Origin of the sequence: Martinezella multihospitum (genome assembly GCF_900094585.1) — a bacterium.
Lineage (GTDB): Bacteria > Pseudomonadota > Alphaproteobacteria > Rhizobiales > Rhizobiaceae > Rhizobium > Rhizobium multihospitium.
On the sequence record NZ_FMAG01000013.1, the window covers coordinates 19,592 to 41,311 of the forward strand.

Consider the following 21,720-nt stretch of genomic DNA (forward strand, 5'->3'; position numbering starts at 1 on the left):
CCGGCCACATTAGAAATGGCTGGGACCGGGAGGAAGACGATGTCGGAAAATACCGCGCGATGCCTGGGCAGCATGTTTCAGCGCATATCGATTGCGATCAACGCTGAAAAGGACCGGCTCTCCGAGCTGGACGGCGCAATCGGCGACGCCGACCACGGCATCACCATGTCCCTCGGTTTCATGGCGGTGAATGCCGAACTGGCAAAACTCGATCTTATGCAGGCATTGCCCTCGGAAATCTTCTCCGTCGCAGCCTCAGCCTTCCTCGACGCGGTCGGCGCCTCGACCGGCCCGCTCTATGCCACCGCCTTCCGCCGCGTCTCGCAAGCGCTGAAGGCGGATGAATCCCTCTCACCTTCTTGCCAGGCAATGATAGTCGACGAAATGCGCGCCGGCATCCAGCAGCGCGGCAAGGGGCAGCGCGGCGACAAGACCATGCTCGATGCCTGGATCCCCGCCGCCGAAGCCGCCATCGATGCGAAAGCCGGTTCACGCGATCTTGCCGCCATGTGGAACGCCATCCTCGAAGCCGCAGAAACCGGCGCAAATTCCACCAGCTCCATGGTCGCCGCCCGCGGCCGCGCGGCGCGGCTGGGGGAGCGATCGCTCGGGCATATCGACCCGGGTGCGGCGTCGGCGGTGATTATACTGCGGGCGATGCGGGATACGTTTGTGGAGGGTAAGGCGGCTACTGAACGATAACTACACTTTCAATCGGAATATTCAGCCTCCCCATACACAAGTGGGAGTATGTCCCATCTGACACAGCTCAAAAATGTATTGGGGGAGCCTGTTTCATATCGCAATCTGCTCCGACTAGTCTCTTATCAACGCATCGGAGAATGGTCTCATGATTTTCAGAACCGCATTCCATTGATCTGAAGTATCGCCACTATTTCGAAGCCAAGGTTACCGGTGTAGTTTTGCTGAGAAACTCAAGGCTTACGGCATTGATGCGTTCGCACATTTCCCTGACGGATGCCTTGGTCGAAGCCGGAGCGTTTCGTAGCTGTCTTATCATCTCCAACTGTGCTGAGCGACTATTCAGCACGCGCATTAGGACAATCGATGTCCAACGAGGGGCAGATCTCATAATATCAGTAAATGCGCCGAGAACCGCGCGAATGTATTCCTCGTCATTAGAAGTCTCCGCAGCATGAATGATGGAAAACATGCTTTCATCGTATTCAGCGTTATCAGACAGAAGCAACAACAAGTCCCTTGGCAAACTCTCGTTAGAGCTTTCAAAAAGCTCGATTATGGCTGCATCGACTACATCAGGTCGAGCCCCATCAGCTTGAATCTCCTGCCGGAGCCTGTTCAAATTTGCTTCGTAGTTTCCGATCATCGTTGCTTAAAAATTGCTGCCATCATTCGTCTCTTCCAATAGCAGTATCATAAACCTGATGAGAATAACGCAGAGAACGTGACTGGTAAGAGCTCTACAAACCGCAATTTAGTCAGCACCGGCCCTGACCTTGCGAAATTCCACGCCAGATAATTTGGCCGATGCAAAGCGGCGCTTAACGCTGTCTCGTACGAAAACCACCTCGCCAGCATAATTCGGCGGGCTGAAGATATTGCGACCCAAGAGGTTTTTGAATGCTGGGACAACAAGCGACGGACCAGCGAATTTGGACCGCTCGACATCAAGGATATCTGGGTCGCGGAGAATATGTAGGACATGGTAGGGTCGAACGTCAGCTGCGTTATGAACATCGACCGTAAACCATTCATAGCGATCTTCCGCCCCCCAATTTTCGTCGATGAGCGCGCGAAAGCGGTCGGAGCACAAGAAATGAGCAACATCCGATGGCATGAAGTCGCTAAATTGACCACCCTTCAAATCAAAATTCTTAAAAGGGTAGGAAAATTGCTTCTCAAATTTCTCGAAGTAAAATGTATCGCTATATTCTGTAGCTCGTGAGGTAGCGACACCAATGGGGAAAGAAACCTTACTTGGTTCTGGATGCGATATCCTAAAAATATCAAATTCGGCAGTCATTGGCAGCCACTGCGTCAAAGTCAATATATAACGAACCGGCCCTTCGGAAAGGGGCCGGAATACCCGCAGGGAAAATGACCTTTGAAATAATAAAACGAAAGAGAGGAAAAAAATGCTGGCTCCACGAGATCAGAATATTCAGCCTCCATGCACAAATGGAAAATGTCCCATCTAACACAGTTCAGAAATGTATCAGGAAGCTTATTTGATACCGAAATATGCTCAGATTTCTCTGTCACCAAAGCATCAGAAAATGGCTTAACAACTTTCAAGATAGAATTCCACTGATTGAATCTATCCAAACTCTTCTCTCTCACTCGCTCCACCAATTGATTTGCAGCTTCTGAAGTAAGGTTTTCCCACTCAATCTCCGAGCAGGATTTTAGGGCTTCATCCCACGAGTTTACATATTCTGCGTAAGTCTGGTCTCTCTTTCCGACGTTCACAAACCATTCAACAGAATCCAGCTTATCTAACGTCGCAATTGTACGAGCATGGGGTTCAGGCACAACGTTCTCCAATTCGTCAGCTATCTATTATATGTAGCGTATATCGGATATGCATCTAGCTGTCGTTCATTTGAGAACTTATGAGTAGTCCAGCCGTTCAGCAACTCTAGATAACTTCAGCCGTATCCTGGACGCCTCAGGCCCCGCAGAGGCCCGATTTGTAGACAACTCAGCCAATGAGCTTCCGCTTACGCAGAAAATCCAGATAACTGGGATCCGATTCCTCAAAAATTTCCTCGCCCTCGCTCATATAGGCCCGCAATAGAGGATCAGTACTTTCCTCGTGGCGACCAAGATCATAAAGGCATGAGCCTATACCGAGTTGGACAAAGCTGTTGGCATAGCCGTCACCGCTCGCCGCAGCTTGCCGAAACGAATCGAGTGCTGCATCAAGATCGCCGTCCTGTCTTTGCGCGTCACCGATGGAAGCATGAAGCCAGACCGCCGCGTTCCACTGGCGCCGCGGCTCTGGCAACAATTGCAGAGCTGAACGCCATATCGAGATTGCCGCTTTCGCATTGCCGTGATCGAGCAAGTCGTTTCCCTGTTCGGAAAGTTCCGTGACGCGGTCATATATATTGTCCGGTAGTTCCTCTTGTGGACTATTCACCGCGGGCCGCCTTTTCTTTCCGGTAGAAATCGAGATAAGTCGATTGAGCGCCTGCGAAGCCCTTTTGACCGTAGATCTCATAGATCCGTCCGAAAATATAATAGGCACGATCCCTTTCGCCGAGTTTGTACATAGCCTCGCCTTCAGTCATAAGTACCAGATGGTCCCCGTGATTGGGGTCGCCATACATATCCGCCATGATCTGCGACCACTTGGAAACGTTTTCCTTGTCACCTAAATCAGCGAAATCCTGGACGAAGCCGGCCGAAAGACTTTGAGGATAATAATCCCAGTCAGACTTGGGTTCCGGAATCAGGTTCCAAGCTTGTAAAGCTATGTCAAGCGACCCTCTTAGATCGCCGGATGAAAACTTCTTGCCAGATGTCTCCAGCAGTTCATCGATGCGCTCCCTGATGGCGGACTCGATTTGTTTTTTCCGGTTCATGAGTAGCTCACTTTGCAGGTGGTAAGTATCGGGAGGTTGTTTGACCGCCTCTCCTCACTCTTCCATTCGTGTTGTGATTCAACGTTTTTTGTTGCGAACCCATGGCTTCACAAAAGTCTTTCCTGGCACTGAAACTCTCAATCAACAACAAAGCGTCGAACTATTTCCGCTGTTTCGAAGCCAGGGCTACAGGTATAGTTTTGCTGAGAAAGTCAGGGCTAACGGCATTGATGCGTTGGCACATTTCCCTAACGGATGCCTTGGTCGAAGCCGGAGCGTTTCGTAGCTGCTTGACTATTTCCAACTACGCTGAGCGGCTATTCAGCACCCGCATTGGGACAATCGATGTCCAACGAGGGGCGGATCTCATAATATCAGTAAACATGCCAAGAACCGCGCGTGTGTATTCTTCGTCATTAGAAGTCTCGGTGGCATGAATAATTACCAACTCACTCTCGCCATATTGGATCATTTAACATTTGGGCGAGTAGTGCCTGTCCTTTAGGCTTCAACAGCTCTCGAAAATCGTCTTCATTGAGAATCCCGAAATTAGATGCAGCCGTATATTCGGCAGTGAAAATCGGCGCCAACGGCACGTCTCCAATATCTGAATCCGCCCGGATAGCGCGATCGAGTTCGGCAACGAACTCCTTAAACCGCTTGATTGCATAGTTCTGGTGGTTTTCGGGTGCCACGATGTGCGAAACTTGCGCATTGGGAAATATGCAATAATTTAATGTAGCACCGCTGAAGCTTACGGCATCAATGCGGGTCGGCTTCTCTGTGTAATCTCGTCCAAAGACGATATCATCGAGTTTCCCGCTAAATATCGAATTTGATATTGTAGTTTGGCGAAATTCAACGCGATCCATCCGGCAATTCAAGAAAGTGCTTTTTTCGAACTTCGCATAATCTATCACACGACCTTGCATATTACATTTCTCAAATATGACATCTTCGAAAGTATTCGCATTCGAAGGCTCGTCGGCACCGAACGAAAAGCTTTTCATGTCACACGAAATAAACTTGCTATCCTTGTAGACGCTCTTCCAGTTGCGAACAGCCAAAAGACAATTCTCGAAAGTGCAATTTTGCAAACGTACGCCGGAGAACGCTAGACCGGATATGGAGCAGTTCTTGAAATTGATACCGGTCCAAGTGGTGTCGCTGAGATGAAGATTGAACGGAGTGATTACCTCCGCATATTTCTTTTTACTTCGAAGCCGAGGGTCGGCCGAAAATTCGATATCAGAAAATGTAGTACCTTGGCCCGAAGCGATGGCCGCACCAATCTCAGATAGAATTCTTTGCTGCGTCAACTTCCTGCTCCATGCTACGGCCAAATTAAGGGCACACCAGTGCCATAGCCTGGTGTATATTTTGATACATGAGCTCCCCATTGTGGAGCTGTAGTCACGTCAAACCAATAGGGCTTCCCGGTAACGACTACATCTGGTCCAAATTGGAATCGTGGCGTAGTGGTGACCAAACCCGCTAGGTTGGGATCATTGTCTACAAGATTCTTAAACTCTGTGTCGATTTGCGTACCCATATGAGTATTATATTGTTTTGGATTACGCGCAACCGCAGCAGCCTGCCTCGGCGTAAGACGGGCTCGTTGCTGGGCGGTACGCAAATGTGCCTGCAGGCGTTGTTCGATGGTCATTATTTCGCGCGGTAACGCGGTGCTTCTTGCGCCTTGTACGCCTGCTACGATGAGAGTGCGTTCTGATGTCTTTATGCTTGCCGCGACCGCCCCAGTGGCGCCTCCGACGCCTTGAACAAGTCCCGTTATGTTCTCGACCGATTGCACCGTTTGAGGAGAGGCGCCCATAGCACCCGCGACCTGACCAGCTGCCTGTGCGATGACTGTTGTTTGTGTCTCCCCAGTCCATAGCTGCTTTAAGCCGGTTGAGAAATTATCGTAGCCATTCACTACGAGGGCGAAGCCGCCGATCATCGCGGGGACACCCGGTGCGGCCCCCACGCCTGTAGCGGATGCCGCACCACCGACGCCAGCCAAACCAGCACCAGCTACGCTCTCGCCAGCCCCGCCTATAGCTTGTAGCGCCCCCATACCTCGCGTTATAACGCGGCCATGATTATCATCGAACTCGTGAATAGCTTGACCAGCGTCATGTAGCTTTTCCCCAGTCCAATCCCAGGCCCTTTCATACCAAGCCTTATCGTCTTGATCGTTGCCATCTGGCGCTTTGTTCGCCTCGGTCGACTGAACATAGACATATTCGCCTTCGGTATTTCCGTTGTTTAAGGTGCAACGATCATCGTGGCGCTGGACCCAAATACCATTCGCCCGCACGATTCCAGAAGACGTGACCGGCTCTACAACATCGCCAACGGTGCCTGATTTACACCCCAATCCCACGCCCGGCTCGTCACCATAGCAGCGGGAAAACATAGAGTCTTGCCGCTTGATGACCATGCCGTTTGATCGGACATCAGGCGAATAATTCTGTTCGTCTGATGCCTTACCCCAGGACATGTAAGGCACTGGCTTATCTGGGGATTTGCAGACATCCGGTGACAGGCATACGGCGATCGCATTGCTATCAGCTGGAATAAGCTCAGGTGGCGGCGGATCAGCTGCCGCAGGCTTTACTCTAGGACCTTTCGCGGCTTGCTTGCCGTTGTCCGGCAGGTAGAGGTAACCACTGGTACCGGGAGGAATTCGTACATATTCCAGAGGCTCTGGCTCTGGCGGCGCTTCTGCAGGTTGATTGTCGGCCATTAGCTGACACCTTCAGAAAGATTGACAACACTCATCTTGGGCAGGCCCCGGCGCTCCGGCCAAGGGAAGCCAATCCGCCAGGTCAGGAAGACGCGCCCGACACCGGGTCGCATGTCGAAATGCACGCCGTCGAGCACCATGGGGCCTCGCGCCGGACCGGCGCTTCGATCGATCGTGACTTCGAGCCGGATATTGGGAAGTCGCCCCTGAAGCATTTCTATGCCCGGCAGAAGATGGTCCAGATCGAACTGTTCGTCGCCCTGCAGCCAAGGATTTGCTATCAGGTTCGGATGGGCCGCCTGCCAGAAGGAGAAATCGAAGTCGGCGGGAAGCAGCGGATGCCTGTCCTTCAGCCAGACATCATCGTAGGACCCGGCCTTCTTAAGCCGATCCTCCCAAAATGGCGAAAGCGGACCGAAACCTGCGGGTGACGGCCTGTCACCCACAGAGCGAATTGGTTCGTCCGCATCCTCGATCTGTGGCGCGGGCCATTCCGGCTTGTCGCGAAACTGCCCTGTATCGACAAGACCAATGCCGACGGGATTGCGCTCAAATGTCTCGCCACCTTCGAGCTGCCCACCGAATGCAAGGCGCCAATCGATAGGCACGTAAGTCACTGGCTCCCCTGACGTCAGCTCCCAACCGTCAAGCGCATCCTCCCTCTCCTTGTCGACGAGGCCGCGCCATGTCTTGCGGGTCCTTGCGCGCCAGAAACGCGGACCGTGGACACGAAGCCGTTTTTGAACAGGTCCAACTTTCAGACCGCATGTCCAGGATGACGTCGCTACGCCATCCGGCGCGAAAGCAGCCCCGATAAAGGTTACGTCGGTAGCCGGTTTGAATGGCGCCAGATCGGTGCAAGCCATCTGTGGTGTCTGATGCGGATCGCCGTCATAGACGTCGGACATGACCAGCGGTCGCTGTATATCGTCCAATGCTAGCGGACCACCGTTCGTCAGCTTGAACGTTCCTCTGGCAACAACGACACCCAGCAAGTCACCTGCCAAATTATATTGCCGGAAAGCGAGCGCCGGAAACGGTGTGCGATTGTCGACCGACATGGCGCCTCAGCCCTGTGCCGTCGTATCCGACGATGTCGGCGAGGCCTCGGCGAAACCGCCGCCGGGCTTGTTGAGATCGACGACCTTGCCGTTGATCTGCGTCGGCCCAGATGCGGTGAAGTTGAAATGCGTCCCCAGAATGATCACCGTGCCGTCCTGGCGCATAATGAATTTGGAGGCACCGCATTCGATGACGAACTCTTCGCCCACGATCACCTTCTTGAATTTTCCGACCTTTTCGAGCGAGGTCTGGCCGACATGCGTGACCTTGCTGACGCCGATCTGCTCGGCTCTTGCAATGCCGATCGTGTCGGATTTAAACGATCCGACGATGGTGTTCATGATACCCGGAAGCGGAAAGAGACCGCCGGCCGCCTCACCCAAACCGCTGCCGGAACCTGACAGGTTCGTTCCTGCATCCGCTCTCGGATTTAGCCCGGAGACCACTCCTTCGCGGCTGCCTAGCCCTCCCAGTCCAAGGAAGCCCAAGGCCGAGGAGGCAAGGGTCCCCGCGAATGCAGCCAGTCCCTCACCACCACCGCCAGCAATCTGGCCCGCCTGAGAGAGCAATCCGGCCGTCTGGCCCGACAACCCCTGCACCGCACCCATCAGCGCCATCGCCATAGGCCCCGTCCCGCCAACCACCGTATTCACCGATCCGCCGATCTCGTGCTTCTGATTACCGCTCACCTCAACGGCGCGGTTGCCGCCGATGGAGGCGACCTCGTGGCGGTCCACGCGTTTGGTGCGATCGTTGCGGATGCGCGTCGTCTGGTCCTTCTGGGCGTGGAAGAACATGTTCTCGCGGCCGGCATCGTCCTCGAAGGTCATCTCGTTGAAGCCGGTGCCCTTGTGGGTATTCGAGCGCATGACCATGCGGGTCTTGTTGCCGGGAAGATCATAGGGCACGCCATTGCTCGGGTTCGGCACTACGCCGGTCACCAGCGGGCGGTCCGGATCGCCGTCGATGAAGGCGACCATGACTTCCATGCCGATACGGGGGATGACCTGGCCACCCCATGTGCCGCCCGCCCAACTCTGGGCGACGCGCACCCAGCAGGTATCCGATCCGTCCTTCTTGGCGCGGCGGTCCCAGGGATACCAGAGCTTGATGCGGCCATATTGGTCCGGATGGATTTCTTCTCCGGAGGGGCCGGCAACGATCGCCACCTGCGTGCCGCGTATGCGCGGCCGTTCGGTCTTGCGATGCGGCGTCATCGCGACGCGCGACGGCACGGCTTCGAATTCGTTGGTATATTCCGGCTGATCCATGTTGGTTTCATAGGACGGATCGACCGCGAAATGCGTCGCGCGCACGATGACATGTTCTTCATAGACATGCTCGGGATGGGCCACTTCATAGGGCGTAAACCGCCGGCCGGCCTCCAATATGCGCGATGACGATCGTCCCACGACCTGATTGTGATCGGCCTCGCTCGCCTGCATGCGCAACTTCTGCGCCCGCTCGGCCTCAGCAACCGATGAAATGCGGGCCGGATATTCGTAAAGCTCGCTCTTCATCGCGCCCGGCATCTGCACCAGTGAAGGTGTCGCCGTGCCTGGCACCATCTGAGGCGTCTCGAAATTCCAGTCGGCGCCCGCGCGCTGTCCGGGGACATAGGCGTAATGCTTCATCCAATCGTTGATGTGGTTGCGGTCCGTCGAGCCTTGCGCAAGACGCACTCTGCCTTCACCCTGCGCGGACGGGGACGGCCCCGCCCAGGAATTGGCGCCATCGGCAACATGCAGCCGGTGGCTGCCTTCCTCATGCGAAAACCAATAGAAGAGACCGTCTTCCTCGAAGCGGCGAGTCAGATAATCCAGATCCGTTTCGTTCCATTGGACCGAATAATGCTGTGGCGGCGGCGGTGTCACGACGCCGGAAACATCCGGGGCGGGAATCCCGTGTTCGGAAAAGAGCGTCTCGACGATATCAATACTGGTCTTGTCCATCCATATGCGGCAGTCGGAACGCTGCGACAAAAGCCACATTTGCGGCTTCAGCACCATCGAATAGGAGCGCAGGCCACGCGTGATCGGCGGCCCCTCCTGAAGCGCGGTGACCAGGCCGTTGAAGGGACGGCGAACACCGTCGCCCCCGTCCTCGGCCTGTTGAACCTCCAGCGAGATATCGATCAGACGACCGATCAGTTCCTCCGGCTGAATGACCTCGCGCTTGGCGCGCACGGAGAGCCTGATGTCGAAGAGCGACGACACGCCTTCCGCTATCATCACCCGTTCGGGCAGGAGTTGGTCCGTACCAAGCGGCGACGAGACCCGAAGATTTCGGGTCGCCTGGATGAAATCATTGGCCGAGGGCTGATCGTTCATCTGCGCTTATCCTACGAGTGAGCTTGCCGAGCCTATATTGCCGGCGCTGCCAATCTGCTGCTTCTTGCGGCCGCCGACAAGATAAACAATCTGGAACAGGGTACCGTTCGGCAGCGTCTCGTGCATGCCCGGGCCGTAAAGTACCTGCGGGGTCAGGATCTTGCCGATATCGGCACGGCTCGGCGCCGTGCCAAGCAAATAGGCGCCGCGCGCCATCAAGACCCGTGTTTCGCCATCGCTGACGGAATAATTGAATTGCGCAACGAACACCGAATGGTGGTTGGTGTCCATTTCGCGAATGATGTGCGCTTCATTGTTGCGCAGCCATCGCTGGAGCCAATGCGTCAGCGACATCTCGTTGGCTTTTTCGGAGAACATCCGGAAAAGCGATGCGGCAGCACCCATGGCCTGGCCACGTGCCGCGAGTTCACGCGGACCGCTCTGATAGGAAAAATAATCGTAGGATGGGCCGCGGCCTGCACGCCGGACGGGCGGAAGATCGCTCTGCTTGACCGGCTCCATCTGCAGCGCCGGCGACGAAACTGAAAAATCTACCATGGCGACCTCGATTAATGGGCGTTTGCCGGCACATGACGATCGCGGCCATTGCGGCGATCTGGCACCGGACACGATTCCGGCGCGCTGATGCCAGCGCGCCGGAATGCGATGCTAATGTTAGGCAGCCTTGGTCGTTGCCAGGTCGTAAGACGCGATCATCGGCGACTGCGGCGTCTGCGAGTCGTCGTAAGGCGTGTACTTCACTTCCATCTTGGTGAAGTTGAGCTTGATCGTTTCGACCGGACGGTCGCCGTTGGAATCGACCGAGTAGCTGGCGATCAGCGTGTTGGTGAGCGTGTACTCGATGTAGGTATCGCCCGGATTACCGGTCGTTACCAGATGGATCACGGCCTGCTTGCCGGTACGGCCCGAGCATGCTTCCTGGAACAGCTTCGTCGACGAGGAATCGCTGACCTTGGTCAGGATAACTTCCGAAACGGTCGGCTCGGAAGCTTCGCGGTTCGCAGCCGAACCGGCTGACGTCTTCATGTTACGCGAAACATTCCAGTGGATGACTTCGATGTCCATCCACTTCTTGTGCTGCTCGTGGGTTGCATCGCCCTGAATTCCGTCGATCTGCAGATAAATCGGCATGCTCTGAACTCTCCTGTTGAGATTTGAATTCGCCCTGTCGCTGCAGGGCGGGGTTACCCTTCCGTCTAATGCCGCATCCGGGCGCTGTGTTCGTCCGGGGCTGCTTTATTCGCCGTGCCGCCTTCCTCGGGGCCAACGAATTCATGGTCGCCCACCGGATTCTCCTCGATGAGAAAGCGGTGATCGTGAAAACTGATGGTGATGCCGCCAACCTTGCGCCCCGTCGCAACCGCATCGAGGAAAAAGGTCGAAAGCTCTGGCAGAAGATCGCGGCCAATCATGGTTTCGATGGCACGCGCGCCCATTTCGCTCGCTTTGGCGCGGCCGACCAGCGCTTCGCGGGCCTCAGGGGCGAGCGAAACGCTCGTGCCGTACGAGGCGGCGACGCGATCGCGGATGCGGCCGATCTGAATGTCGACGATCCCGCTCAGCGTCTCGCCATTCAACGGCATGAAGGGCAGAACGGTCGTGCGGCCGACAAAGGCCGGCTTGAAGTGTTTCTGCAATTCGGGAAGCAACAGTGCTTCGAGCGCCTCGCCCTCGGGCATGGTTTCCGGATCGGCCGCCAAGGCCGCCAGCAGTTCCGAGCCGGTATTGGCGGTCATCACGATGGTGGTGTTCTTGAAGTCGATGTCGCGGCCTTCGCCGTCGCGCAGCGTTCCCTTGTCGAAAACCTGGTAAAATACCTCCTGGACGCCCGGATGCGCCTTGTCGATCTCATCCAGCAGCAGAACACCATAGGGCCGACGGCGCACGGCCTCGGTCAACACCCCACCCTCGCCATAGCCGACATAGCCGGGCGGCGATCCGAGCAGCAGCGAAACCTTATGCTCCTCCTTGAACTCGGACATGTTGATGGTCGTCAGATACTGGCCACCGCCATAAAGAAGATCGGCCAGGGAAAGTGCCGTCTCGGTCTTGCCGGTTCCCGACATGCCGACGAGCAGGAAAACGGCAGGCGGGCGGCGTGGATCGGAAAGACCGGCGCGCGCGGACCGCATCGCCGCCGAAATCCGCGCAATTGCGTTATCCTGTCCGAGCACACGCTCCTTCAGCCTCGCATCGAGCGTCTTGACGGTCTCGACCTGGTCGGACAGCAGTTTGCCGACGGGAATGCCCGTCCAGCGCGCGACGATACCGGCGATCACTTCCTTGTCGACCACGCGGGGAACCAACGGCGTTTCGCCGGCAACGTCGGCAAGGCTGCGCTCGGCCTGCACGAGGGCTGCGCGAGCGACGTCACCGGATGAGCCATTGGGCGGGAAGAGAGCGACATTGTCGCCGCGCGAACGAACGCCATCTTCGGCCTGCTGAGCATTGGGATCGGCAAACGCCGCTTCGATGCGATCCGCTTCACCCGACAACCTGATTTCAGCGTCCAGCTTGGCCTGCAACCGCTCGATCTCGCGTGCCACTTCGTGCTTTTCGCTCCCGATGACGGCAAGGCGCGCAACAATATCCGATGTTGGTGGCTCGGCGGAAAGTGCGGCCGCCTCGACCTCCAGCATCTCCTGCTCGTTGCGCAATCCCTTCAACGCCTCAGGAGCGGTCTGACGCGCCAAAGAGACAGCGGCGGCTGCGGTATCGATGAGGCTGATCGCCTTGTCGGGCAATTGCCGCGCCGGAATATAGCGCGCCGAAAGGCGAACGGCCGCCGCCAGCGCCTCATCGCGAATGCGCACCTTGTGATGGGCCTTGAAGCTGCCGACCACGCCGCGCAACATGCGGATTGCCGTTTCTTCGTCGGGCTCAAGCACCTGAACGACCTGGAAGCGTCGGGTCAGCGCCGCATCTTTCTCGATGTAGCGCTTGTATTCGCTCCAAGTCGTCGCTGCGATCGTCCTGAGCTCGCCGCGTGCCAGCGCCGGCTTTAGAATATTGGCGGCATCGCCCTGCCCGGCCTGTCCGCCGGCACCGATCAAGCCATGCGCCTCGTCGATGAACAGGATGATCGGCTCCACCGAGGCACGTACGGCCGCGACAACACCATGCAAGCGGCGCTCGAATTCGCCTTTCACGCCGGCGCCAGCCTGCAGCAGGCTGAGATCGAGAAGAAGAATCCGTACCGGCTTCAGCATGTCCGGCACGCTGCCGGCAGCTATCTCCAGCGCCAGCGCCTCGGCAACGGCCGTCTTGCCGACACCTGCCTCGCCGACCAGCATCGGATTGTTCTGACGACGGCGCATCAGGATATCGATGATCTGGCGCAGCTCGCGATCACGACCGATGACCGGATCGATACGACCGAGCCTTGCGTCCGCTGTCATATCGCGGGTGTACAGGCGCAAAAATTCATTCTCGCCGGCAGCGGTAACGGCTTCGGAATTCTGTGACGGCAGGGATGCGCCGTTGGAAACGGAAACCGAATTCAACTTTTTTTCGAGCGCAGTGCGATCAATGTTGCGCAGCGAGGGCGCCATGCCCCGCGCCATGATTCGCAGCGACTGGTCATCGGTCAGCGCGGTCAGAAGATCGGCGAGAGCGATGCTGTCCCGCCCACATTGAAGCGACGCGACAAGCCACGCCTCGCGCATCAGAGCAAGCAAATTTTGAGAGAGTACCAGCGTTGCACCATCACCCCTCGGCAATTCGGCGATGGCGCTATCAAGCTCGGTGCGGAGCGCTGCAGAAGGAACGCTAAGTTCTTCAAACAAAGAGCAAACTTCAGATACATCCAGCAATGATAGTATCCAATGTGCGACATCGACATTTGCATGGCGATCACGTGCTGCAAGCGACGCCGCAGCCTCGAGACCGACGCGCAATGCGGGCTCAAGCGTTCTGATCAGACGATTGAGATCGATGTTCGACACCTAGAAGTTTCCTCCTTGTGGTTTCATTTCAACTACACCCTCCAAATCGCGGCAACAACTAGGGCGGTTATTCCCACACGTCCAGATGGACTACAAAAATTTTTTCATGTGGTCAAAAAATGGAATCGTCACAAATCTGTTGCAGAATAGACATGGTTGACAAAGGAATATATCGACCTAACTATCACGCCCTCTAATGATGTAGTTCATGATATGGAGTTAATTCCCTGCTGAACGTTCGCGACATAGAAAATCCATTTGAAGAAAACGCGCCATGCGGAGAAAACCTTCGCAACAATACTTCTATGCGTGAAATATACTACAGAATAAAGGATGCAAGAAACCAGGCTCGTGCTGCAGAACGAGGTATATCACCAGGCGAAAATATTAGCCTTTCTCCTCTTTGGACAGATGTTAGCAATCTCGGATTGCAGATTATTTCTTCAAAAAGTAAGGATCTCGAAGTATTAGCATGGTTGGCGGAGGCGGAATTACGTTTGCGTGGTTTCGAAGGGTTGAGGGACGTCTACCAGGCAATCGCGTCGCTTTTAGACAAGCATTGGGAGAAATTTCATTCTGTCGGTGCTGACGATATCGAAGAGCGCCTTGCGCCACTTTCGGGTCTCAATGGCATCGGGGGCGAAGGAACCATCATTCAGGCGATCAGGCTGTCGCCGCTCATTCCGGGCGCGAAATTCGGCCAGTTTTCCCTCTGGGATTTTCAGTTGTCGCAACGTCCCAACGAGGTGAAACGGCGTGACGAGCTCAGTCAGGCGATCCTTGAAGCCGGTACGGCTGCGATGAGCTCGCATCTCGAAATGGTCAATGGCTGCCTTGCTGCTTTTGACAGGCTTGTGTCCATTCTGAACGAGCGATGCGGGCAGATGGCACCGCCGAGTTCCAATACGCACAACGTCCTGCAGGAGGCCGCTTTGGCGCTGCGCGCTCTTGCCGGTATCGAATCGCAGGCAATCGATACCGTGGCGGAGCCACAGCAGCAGGAAGGTGCCGGCGAGCAGACACAAGGCCGCCCCCGGCCCTTGAGCGCCGAACAGATCGGCTCGCGCGAGGAAGCCTTCGAGTTGTTGCTTGCCGTCGCGCGCTACTTCCGCCGCACCGAACCGCACTCCCCGATCTCGATGTCGATCGAGACGATGGTCAGGCGCGGCCGCATGGATTTTTCAGAACTGTTGGCCGAATTGCTGCCGGAACAGCAGGCCCGCAATGCCGTGCTGACGGCGGCTGGCATTCAGCTGAAATCGAACAAGAACGGGTGACAAATACAACCGATTTTTCGGACTTTTTGCAACCGGCCCTTTCCAAAGTCGAGTTGCGCCACATGTGAAGAGCGAATTTGCCGCTGGCATTGAAGGAGAAGTTTTATGGCGAGTGTTCACGAAAAGCTGGAGCGAGTGCGCAAGCCCAGGGTCCACATCAAGTACGAGGTAGAAACCGAAGGCGCCATGGTCGTGAAGGAATTGCCTTTCGTCGTCGGCGTTCTCGGCGATTTCTCGGGCAATCCGACGCAGCCACTGAAACCGTTCGGCGAGCGCAAGTTCGTTCAGATCGACCGCGACAATTTCGACGACGTGATGCGCCGCATGACGCCGGGCCTGAACATCTCGGTCGAAAACACGCTCGAGGGCGATGGCTCGCAGCTTCCCGTCTCCCTGAAATTCGAAAGCATGCAGGATTTCGAGCCTGGTGCCGTCGTCAGCCAGGTCCCGGCGCTCAAGGCGCTTCTCGATGCGCGCAACCAGCTTCGCGACCTCATGAGTAAGGCTGACCGTTCGGAAGAGCTGGAGCGACTGCTCGAAGACGTTCTGCAGAACAAGGCCGATCTGTCGAAGCTGATGTCCGAGCTCGGATTGGCCGAAAAGCCCGCCGCAAGCTGATCGTCGTCGGCGATCTGCGCGAGCCGGTCGCCCAATCCCGTTTCAAGCAATCGATAGCGGCCGGCTTCAAGCTTTACCACTATCGCCTGCATTTTCCGCAAGGATCGAAAAATGAGCGCTGAAAGCCAACTGAAGACCAAAGAGGCCGAGTTTGCGCCTGAGGAAAATCTGCTGTCGCAGATCGTGGCCGCAACCCGGCAAACCGAACCCGATCGTGCCCAGGATCTCTTGAGAACGCTGACCGACCAGGCGCTCAAGGGCACGGTCACCTACGATCGCAATTTGACCGTCACGCTCAACAAGGCGATTGCCGAGCTTGACCGGAAAATCTCGCGTCAGCTTGCCGCCATCATGCAGTCGCCTGAATTCGCCAAGCTGGAAGGCAGCTGGCGCGGCCTGCAATATCTCGTCAAGAACAGCGAGACCAGCGTCAATCTGAAGATTCGTGTACTGAACGCCTCCAAGCGCGACGTTTCCAAGGACCTCGCAAAGGCTGTGGAGTTCGACCAGTCGCGGCTCTTCAAGTCGATCTACGAAGACGAGTTCGGCACGCCGGGCGGCGAGCCGATGGGCGCCCTGATCGGCGACTACGAATTCGACAATTCCTTTGACGACGTCCAGACGTTGCAGTCGCTTTCGTCGATTGCCGCCGCAGCCTTCGCGCCGTTCATTTCGGCCGCCAGCCCGCGCATGTTCGGCTTCGACGATTACCGCGAGCTTGCCCGTCCGCGCGACCTCGAAAAGATCTTCGAAACGGTCGAATATGCGAAATGGCGCAGCCTGCGCGACAGCGAGGATTCGCGCTTCGTGACACTCGCCCTACCTAGGGTGCTGGCACGCATGCCCTATGGCCCGAAGACCAACCCGATCGACGACTTCGCTTTCGATGAAACCGATCATTCGAAGACCGGCGAGCTCGATCACAATTCCTACTGCTGGATGAATGCATCCTATGTGATGGGAACGCGGCTGACGGACGCCTTTGCCCAGAGCGGCTGGTGCACGGCGATCCGTGGCGCGGAAAACGGCGGCAAGGTCGAAAACCTGCCGATGCACATCTTCTCGAGCGACGATGGCGACCTCGACCTCAAATGCCCGACCGAAGTCGGCATCACCGACCGTCGCGACGCCGAGCTCGGCAAACTCGGCTTCCTGCCGCTCTGCCACTACAAGAACACCGACTATGCCGTGTTCTTCGGCGCCCAGACGACGCATAAGCCGAAGCTTTACGACAAGCCCGAAGCAACGGCCAATGCCGCGGTATCCGCGCGCCTGCCCTACATGATGGCGACCTCGCGCTTTGCGCACTATCTGAAGGTCATGGGCCGCGACAAGATCGGCTCGTTCATGGAAGCGCAGGATTGCGAAAACTGGCTCAATCGCTGGATCGCCAACTACGTCAACGCCAATGACGACGCCGGCGAGGAATCGCGTGCCAAATATCCGCTGCGCGACGCGAAGGTGACCGTTCAGGAAGTTCCGGGCAAGCCTGGCTCCTACAATGCCGTCGCCTGGATGCGCCCCTGGCTGCAGATGGAAGAGCTGACCACTTCGCTCCGCATGGTCGCCCGCATTCCGAGCAAGAACTAGGAGAGGTAGCGCGGCGATCCCTCGCCGCGCACCTTCAGTCAGCGCCATGACCGCGACAACGATGGAACCGAGAGCAGCCTGGCCGCGTCAGGTGCATCGCGTGATCGCCATGATCGACGATGCGCTCAACAGGCAGGTCAATGCCATCCTGCACCACCCCGAGTTCCAGGCAATGGAGGCGCGGTGGCGTGGACTTGCCATGCTCATGCGCCACACCGGCCGATCGGAAGAAGTGAAGGTCAAGATCCTCAGCGTCAGCTGGGCGCAATTAACACGGCATCTGGAACGGACGACGGAATTCGACCAGAGCCATCTCTTCGAGCTGATCTACAGCCGCGAGTTCGGCATGCCCGGCGGAGAGCCCTTCGGTCTGCTGATCGGCGACTACGAGCTTTCCCCGCAAGGTCCGGCCGGCGGCGATACGGTCGGAGCGCTTACACAGATCGGCATGGCCGCCGCCGCCGCCTTCTGCCCGTTCGTCGCTGCCGCCGCTCCGCAGGCAATCGGCCTGCAGGACTTTGACGAGCTCAATCGCGTCCAGGATTTCTCCTGGCTCGCCTATGATCCCACCCGCATCCGCTGGAACGGGCTCCGCGCCCGAGAGGACTCCCGGTTTTTGGGCCTGGTCGCCCCGCGCATCCTGATGCGCGCGCCCTATGAGGCGTTTTCGCGTGAGCGCGACGATCGGTTCCCGTTCCGCGAAAGCATCGCCGCCGACGGCAGCACCTTGCTTTGGGGCAATGGTGCATTCGCCTTCGCGATGATCGTCATCCGCAATTTCATCGAATCCGGCTGGTTCGCCGATATTCGCGGCGTGACGCAGGACGCGATCGATGGCGGCATGCTGAGCACGGAGGAGCTCGCACCCTACGATCTCGGCATCGAAAGCAATGGGTTGTCGCAGCAGGCTCCCGTCGAAATACGGCTGACCAGCGGGCAGGAGCAGCAGCTGTGCGAACTCGGCATCGTGCCCGTGGCGACCACCTATCTCTCTTCCTCGGCAATCTTCAATTCCAATCAGTCGCTGCATGCGCCGCCGCATTATTCGAGCGAGCATGCCCGGCAGAATGCCCGCATTGCGGCGATGCTGCAGTACGTGCTCTGCGCCTCGCGCTTCTCGCACTACCTCAAAGTCATCATGCGCGATGACATCGGCAAATTGGCCGATAGAACATCGATCGAACGCAAATTGAATGATTGGCTGTCGACTTACACGCTTGGCAATGACGACGCCGACCTATCGCTGCGTACGCGTTTCCCGCTGCGTTCGGCCGGCATCAGCGTCGATGAGATTCCCGGCAAGCCCGGCATGTTCGCCTGCACCGTGCGCCTGCAGCCGCATTTTCAGCTCGACGACGTCTCGACAAGTTTTCACCTCATCGCTGAGACGGCGAATGCGACTTACGCGTTCTCCGGCTCCGCCAACCCACCGCAAAGGATGTCTGCATGACGCTCTCCGCCAAGATCGCCGAAGCTCTCAGCGAAAACGCGCTCGATGATGCGATCGAGCAGGCGAAGGCACATGTCAAGGCGGCGCCGACGGACAAGGACGGAAGGCATATCCTGATTGATCTCCTGATCCTTGCCGGCGACTACGCTCGAGCCGACGCGCAATGCAATCTTGCAACGACATTCGCGCCGGAAGATATGATGGGCTTTGCCATGCTGCGCAATCAGCTTCGCGCGATGGCGGCGCGTTCGGCCTGGTTTGACGAGGCGGCCGCACCGGACTTCCCGAACGGACCGACTGCTCTCGACCAAGCGGCCCTGAAGGTCGCAATCGCCCACCGCGACCATTCCTCGGATACGGCCGCGGCATTGCAGTCTCTGGACGAGATCAGGGGCGAACGGCCGATGAGCTGGAATGGCAGGGTCGTTTCGGACCTTCGCGATCTCGACGATCGCATTCCGCATGCTCTCGAAGTCATCATGAGTGGCGGCTCCTATTTGTGGATCGACTTTTCCAGGATTGCCGCGCTTCGCGTCGAGCCGATCGCCCGTCCGCGCGATCTCGCCTTCCGCAGGGCCGAGCTCGAACTCGTGGACGGCGCAAGCGCCCCCGTACTCCTGCCTGCGATCTATCACGGCACGACCGGCGCCAAGCTGCTGCTTGGCCGCGAGACCGAATGGGTCGACGAGGCGACGGGCATTACGACCGGCCGCGGCCAGAAATGCTTCCTGGCCGGCGACGATCTGGTTTCCTTCCACGACCTGAAGTCGCTGGAAGTTGCTCCGACATCTGCTGAGACGAGGCGTGCGGCCCATGGCTGATCCGCTGGAGCGCTACAGGCCGAGGGAAAGGATTGTCGCGAGGTCGATCATCGATCGACTGATCGACGAGGACCCCGATCGCCTGCAGGATCCGCCGCTGACACAGGCCGAGCAGCTGCGCGAACTGCGCGAATGCATTCGCCGTGACCTCGAGGCTCTGCTCAATACGCGCCGCCGCCCGACCGCGCCACCCTCGATTTACGATGAACTGGGCGATGCGCTGGTATCCTTCGGCGTCGATGGCATGGTCTCGGCAAACCTCGTCACCGATGAAGCCAAGAGCCGTCTTGCTCGTTTGATCGAGCGACGCATTGCGCTATTCGAAACACGGCTTTCCGACGTGCAGGTGAGCATTCTCAGGAGCCGCGGGAGCGGCGAACGCGCGCTCAGGCTGCGCATCCACGCGACCTTCCGCGTGCATGAGGGCATGCCGCCAATCAGCTTTGAATCGACGATCGACCCCTCGACGCAGCGCTTCCTGGTGGAGGCCAATAATGGCTGATGGCTTCCTGCAGCGGTATAATGACGAACTGGCCGCCATCCGTCGGCGTGCCGCGCGTTTTGCCGATGCTTTTCCGAAAATTGCCGGCCGTCTGCGCGTCACCGGCGAGGTTGCGGACGATCCGCATGTCGAGCGCCTCATCCAGAGCTTTGCCTATTCGGCCGCCCGCGTGCGCCAGAAGCTCGACGACGAGTTTCCGGAATTGACGGACGGACTGCTGGAAACGCTCTATCCGCATTATCTGGCACCGCTGCCCTCGATGAGCATTGTGCGCTTTACGCCAAGCAACACATTGGCATCCGTCCAGACCGTGCCGCGTCACACCGAAATCTTCGCAGAGCCGATCGGCGGCGAGAGCTGCCGCTTCCGCACGACGCAGGATACGCAGGTCGCGCCGATTGAGATCGTCTCGGCTTCGCTGACCGGTCACCCGATCAGTGCGCCGCCGTCTCCTCATACAGGTGCGGCCGGTTGTCTGCGTCTGTCGATCCGGGCGCGAGATGCCAACAAGCCTCTCAGCGAGATCGGCGTGGACAGGCTGCGGCTTCATATCGGTTCGTCCTGGCAGCAGGCTGTCGCCATCCACGAGCTTCTCGTCAATCACACGCTCGGCATCGCGCTTGCTCACCATGCCGACGACCGCACCCCTGTCATGCTGCCGGCCAAGGCACTTCGCCCCGTTGGCCTCGAGCCGGACGAAGCGATCCTGCCCTATCCGAGCTCGAGCTTTACCGGCTATCGTTTGCTGACGGAATTCTTTGCCTTGCCGCAGAAATTCCTCTTCATCGATATCGTCGGCCTGAAGGCCTGGCGTGGTGATACGCTGGAAATCTTCATCTATCTCGATGAAACCAGCGCCAAGCTGGAGCGCGCCATTTCCGCCCGTGATTTCGTCTTGAATGCCACGCCGATCGTCAACCTGTTTCGCCAGAACTGCGAACCGATCGCGCTCGACGGCACGCGCACGGAGTATCGCGTGCTGCCGGATGCCAGGCGGCAGAAGACGCGTGAGATTTATGCGATCGAGAAGGTGGTCGTATCGGCGCGCACCGGAGACGAGGAACAGTGCCAACCCTTCTTCGGCCGCAGCTTGAAGGGCGGAGCTTCCTCACTTTTCTGGCAGTGCGCACGCCGTTTCGACGCCGACGACCACACCTCGGATATGGAAATCACCTTCGTAGACCGTGCTCGCCGGGCAAGCGGTCCCCTCGACAAGATCGCCAGCATCGACGCGCTGTGCCTCAACCGCGAACTGCCGGAGCAACTTCCTTTTGGCGGCGGTCACCCCTATCTGCAGCTGGCCTCCGGCAGCGAGGCGGTCGGCTCGGTCGAAGCCCTCATGGCCCCCACTCCTTCGGTGCGAATGAATGAGCAGCAAGGACGAAACTGGCGGCTCATGTCGCACCTTCAGCTCAACCATCTTTCCATTTTCGACAATGATGGTGCCGCACTGAAGGATATTCTGGCGCTCTATGCCTTCCGGGATAGCCGTGAAACCAGGCTGCTTGCCGACGCTCTCGTCCGGGTCGAAACCAGAATCTCGATGACGCGGCTTGGCAGCGGCGGGATGGTGACGGGCACGGATATCCGGCTGGAATTCGATCCGGCTGCCATCGACAGGCCCTCGGCCTATCTCTTCGGCAGTGTTCTCGACCGGTTCTTCGGGCTTTACACCTCGATCAACAGCTTCACCCGCCTTTCCATTTCGATGAAGGGGCAATCGAAACCAATCGCCGTCTGGCCGGCCCGCGCCGCCGAACGGCCCTTGTTGTGACGAAGAGGTGATC

The 21,720-nt window shown here is 57.7% G+C and carries 20 protein-coding genes; 8 read left to right on the forward strand and 12 right to left on the reverse strand.

Annotation, left to right across the window (positions count from 1 at the left end; translation table 11 throughout):
• Positions 1-39: 39 nt before the first annotated feature.
• Positions 40-702 carry a dihydroxyacetone kinase subunit DhaL gene (gene dhaL, locus GA0061103_RS32040; protein WP_092719379.1) on the forward strand — a complete coding sequence of 221 codons (663 nt, stop codon included), beginning with the start codon at positions 40-42 and terminating at the stop codon, positions 700-702.
• Positions 703-892: 190 nt separating this feature from the next.
• On the opposite strand, the gene GA0061103_RS32045 is transcribed toward dhaL, so the two are convergent.
• The 12 genes from GA0061103_RS32045 to tssH form a co-directional block, all read right to left on the reverse strand.
• Complete coding sequence (locus GA0061103_RS32045) at positions 893-1,348, reverse strand: Imm30 family immunity protein (RefSeq protein ID WP_092719382.1); 456 nt, start codon at positions 1,346-1,348, stop codon at positions 893-895.
• 108 nt (positions 1,349-1,456) lie between these two features.
• On the reverse strand, positions 1,457-2,005 hold the full coding sequence (locus GA0061103_RS32050; RefSeq protein WP_141694494.1) for an imm11 family protein: 549 nt from the start codon (positions 2,003-2,005) through the stop codon (positions 1,457-1,459).
• Between the two features lie 20 nt (positions 2,006-2,025).
• Positions 2,026-2,514, reverse strand: coding sequence for a hypothetical protein (locus GA0061103_RS34875; protein ID WP_141694495.1), 489 nt, complete (start codon positions 2,512-2,514; stop codon positions 2,026-2,028).
• A gap of 169 nt (positions 2,515-2,683) precedes the next feature.
• A complete protein-coding gene (locus tag GA0061103_RS32055; RefSeq protein WP_141694496.1) occupies positions 2,684-3,124 on the reverse strand; it encodes a tetratricopeptide repeat protein in 441 nt (146 codons plus the stop codon).
• Entirely contained in the window at positions 3,117-3,569 is a 453-nt protein-coding gene (locus GA0061103_RS32060) for a hypothetical protein (protein WP_092719390.1), read from the reverse strand. Before GA0061103_RS32060 ends, GA0061103_RS32055 begins: the two co-directional genes overlap by 8 nt.
• Before the next feature lie 449 nt (positions 3,570-4,018).
• A complete protein-coding gene (locus GA0061103_RS32065; RefSeq protein WP_167376679.1) occupies positions 4,019-4,888 on the reverse strand; it encodes a pentapeptide repeat-containing protein in 870 nt (289 codons plus the stop codon).
• Between the two features lie 14 nt (positions 4,889-4,902).
• The gene (locus tag GA0061103_RS32070) at positions 4,903-6,318 is read right to left on the reverse strand and encodes a DUF4150 domain-containing protein (RefSeq protein ID WP_092719396.1); all 1,416 of its coding nucleotides are present in this window, start codon (positions 6,316-6,318) and stop codon (positions 4,903-4,905) included.
• On the reverse strand, positions 6,318-7,379 hold the full coding sequence (locus tag GA0061103_RS32075) for a DUF2169 family type VI secretion system accessory protein (protein ID WP_092719400.1): 1,062 nt from the start codon (positions 7,377-7,379) through the stop codon (positions 6,318-6,320). The genes GA0061103_RS32070 and GA0061103_RS32075 overlap by 1 nt, the downstream gene beginning before the upstream one ends.
• Positions 7,380-7,385: 6 nt before the next feature.
• Positions 7,386-9,710, reverse strand: coding sequence for a type VI secretion system tip protein TssI/VgrG (gene tssI, locus GA0061103_RS32080; RefSeq protein WP_092719404.1), 2,325 nt, complete (start codon positions 9,708-9,710; stop codon positions 7,386-7,388).
• A gap of 6 nt (positions 9,711-9,716) precedes the next feature.
• The gene (locus tag GA0061103_RS32085) at positions 9,717-10,268 is read right to left on the reverse strand and encodes a hypothetical protein (protein WP_092719407.1); all 552 of its coding nucleotides are present in this window, start codon (positions 10,266-10,268) and stop codon (positions 9,717-9,719) included.
• Between the two features lie 117 nt (positions 10,269-10,385).
• Positions 10,386-10,862: an Hcp family type VI secretion system effector gene (locus tag GA0061103_RS32090; protein WP_069613675.1), complete on the reverse strand. Its 477-nt coding sequence runs from the start codon at positions 10,860-10,862 to the stop codon at positions 10,386-10,388.
• 65 nt (positions 10,863-10,927) lie between these two features.
• On the reverse strand, positions 10,928-13,675 hold the full coding sequence (tssH, locus tag GA0061103_RS32095; RefSeq protein ID WP_092719410.1) for a type VI secretion system ATPase TssH: 2,748 nt from the start codon (positions 13,673-13,675) through the stop codon (positions 10,928-10,930).
• Between the two features lie 230 nt (positions 13,676-13,905).
• On the opposite strand from tssH, the gene tssA reads away from it, so the two are divergent.
• From tssA to tssF, 7 genes are all read left to right on the forward strand, one after another.
• Positions 13,906-14,952: a type VI secretion system protein TssA gene (tssA, locus tag GA0061103_RS32100; protein ID WP_092719413.1), complete on the forward strand. Its 1,047-nt coding sequence runs from the start codon at positions 13,906-13,908 to the stop codon at positions 14,950-14,952.
• A 105-nt stretch (positions 14,953-15,057) separates the two neighbouring features.
• Positions 15,058-15,570 carry a type VI secretion system contractile sheath small subunit gene (gene tssB / locus GA0061103_RS32105; protein WP_092719418.1) on the forward strand — a complete coding sequence of 171 codons (513 nt, stop codon included), beginning with the start codon at positions 15,058-15,060 and terminating at the stop codon, positions 15,568-15,570.
• A gap of 111 nt (positions 15,571-15,681) precedes the next feature.
• A complete protein-coding gene (gene tssC / locus GA0061103_RS32110; RefSeq protein WP_092719423.1) occupies positions 15,682-17,160 on the forward strand; it encodes a type VI secretion system contractile sheath large subunit in 1,479 nt (492 codons plus the stop codon).
• Positions 17,161-17,206: 46 nt separating this feature from the next.
• Complete coding sequence (gene tssC / locus GA0061103_RS32115) at positions 17,207-18,610, forward strand: type VI secretion system contractile sheath large subunit (protein WP_092719426.1); 1,404 nt, start codon at positions 17,207-17,209, stop codon at positions 18,608-18,610.
• A complete protein-coding gene (locus GA0061103_RS32120; protein ID WP_092719429.1) occupies positions 18,607-19,431 on the forward strand; it encodes a type VI secretion system accessory protein TagJ in 825 nt (274 codons plus the stop codon). The genes tssC (GA0061103_RS32115) and GA0061103_RS32120 overlap by 4 nt, the downstream gene beginning before the upstream one ends.
• Entirely contained in the window at positions 19,424-19,933 is a 510-nt protein-coding gene (gene tssE / locus GA0061103_RS32125) for a type VI secretion system baseplate subunit TssE (RefSeq protein WP_092719433.1), read from the forward strand. The genes GA0061103_RS32120 and tssE overlap by 8 nt, the downstream gene beginning before the upstream one ends.
• Positions 19,926-21,707 carry a type VI secretion system baseplate subunit TssF gene (tssF, locus tag GA0061103_RS32130; protein WP_092719436.1) on the forward strand — a complete coding sequence of 594 codons (1,782 nt, stop codon included), beginning with the start codon at positions 19,926-19,928 and terminating at the stop codon, positions 21,705-21,707. The genes tssE and tssF overlap by 8 nt, the downstream gene beginning before the upstream one ends.
• Positions 21,708-21,720: the final 13 nt, after the last annotated feature.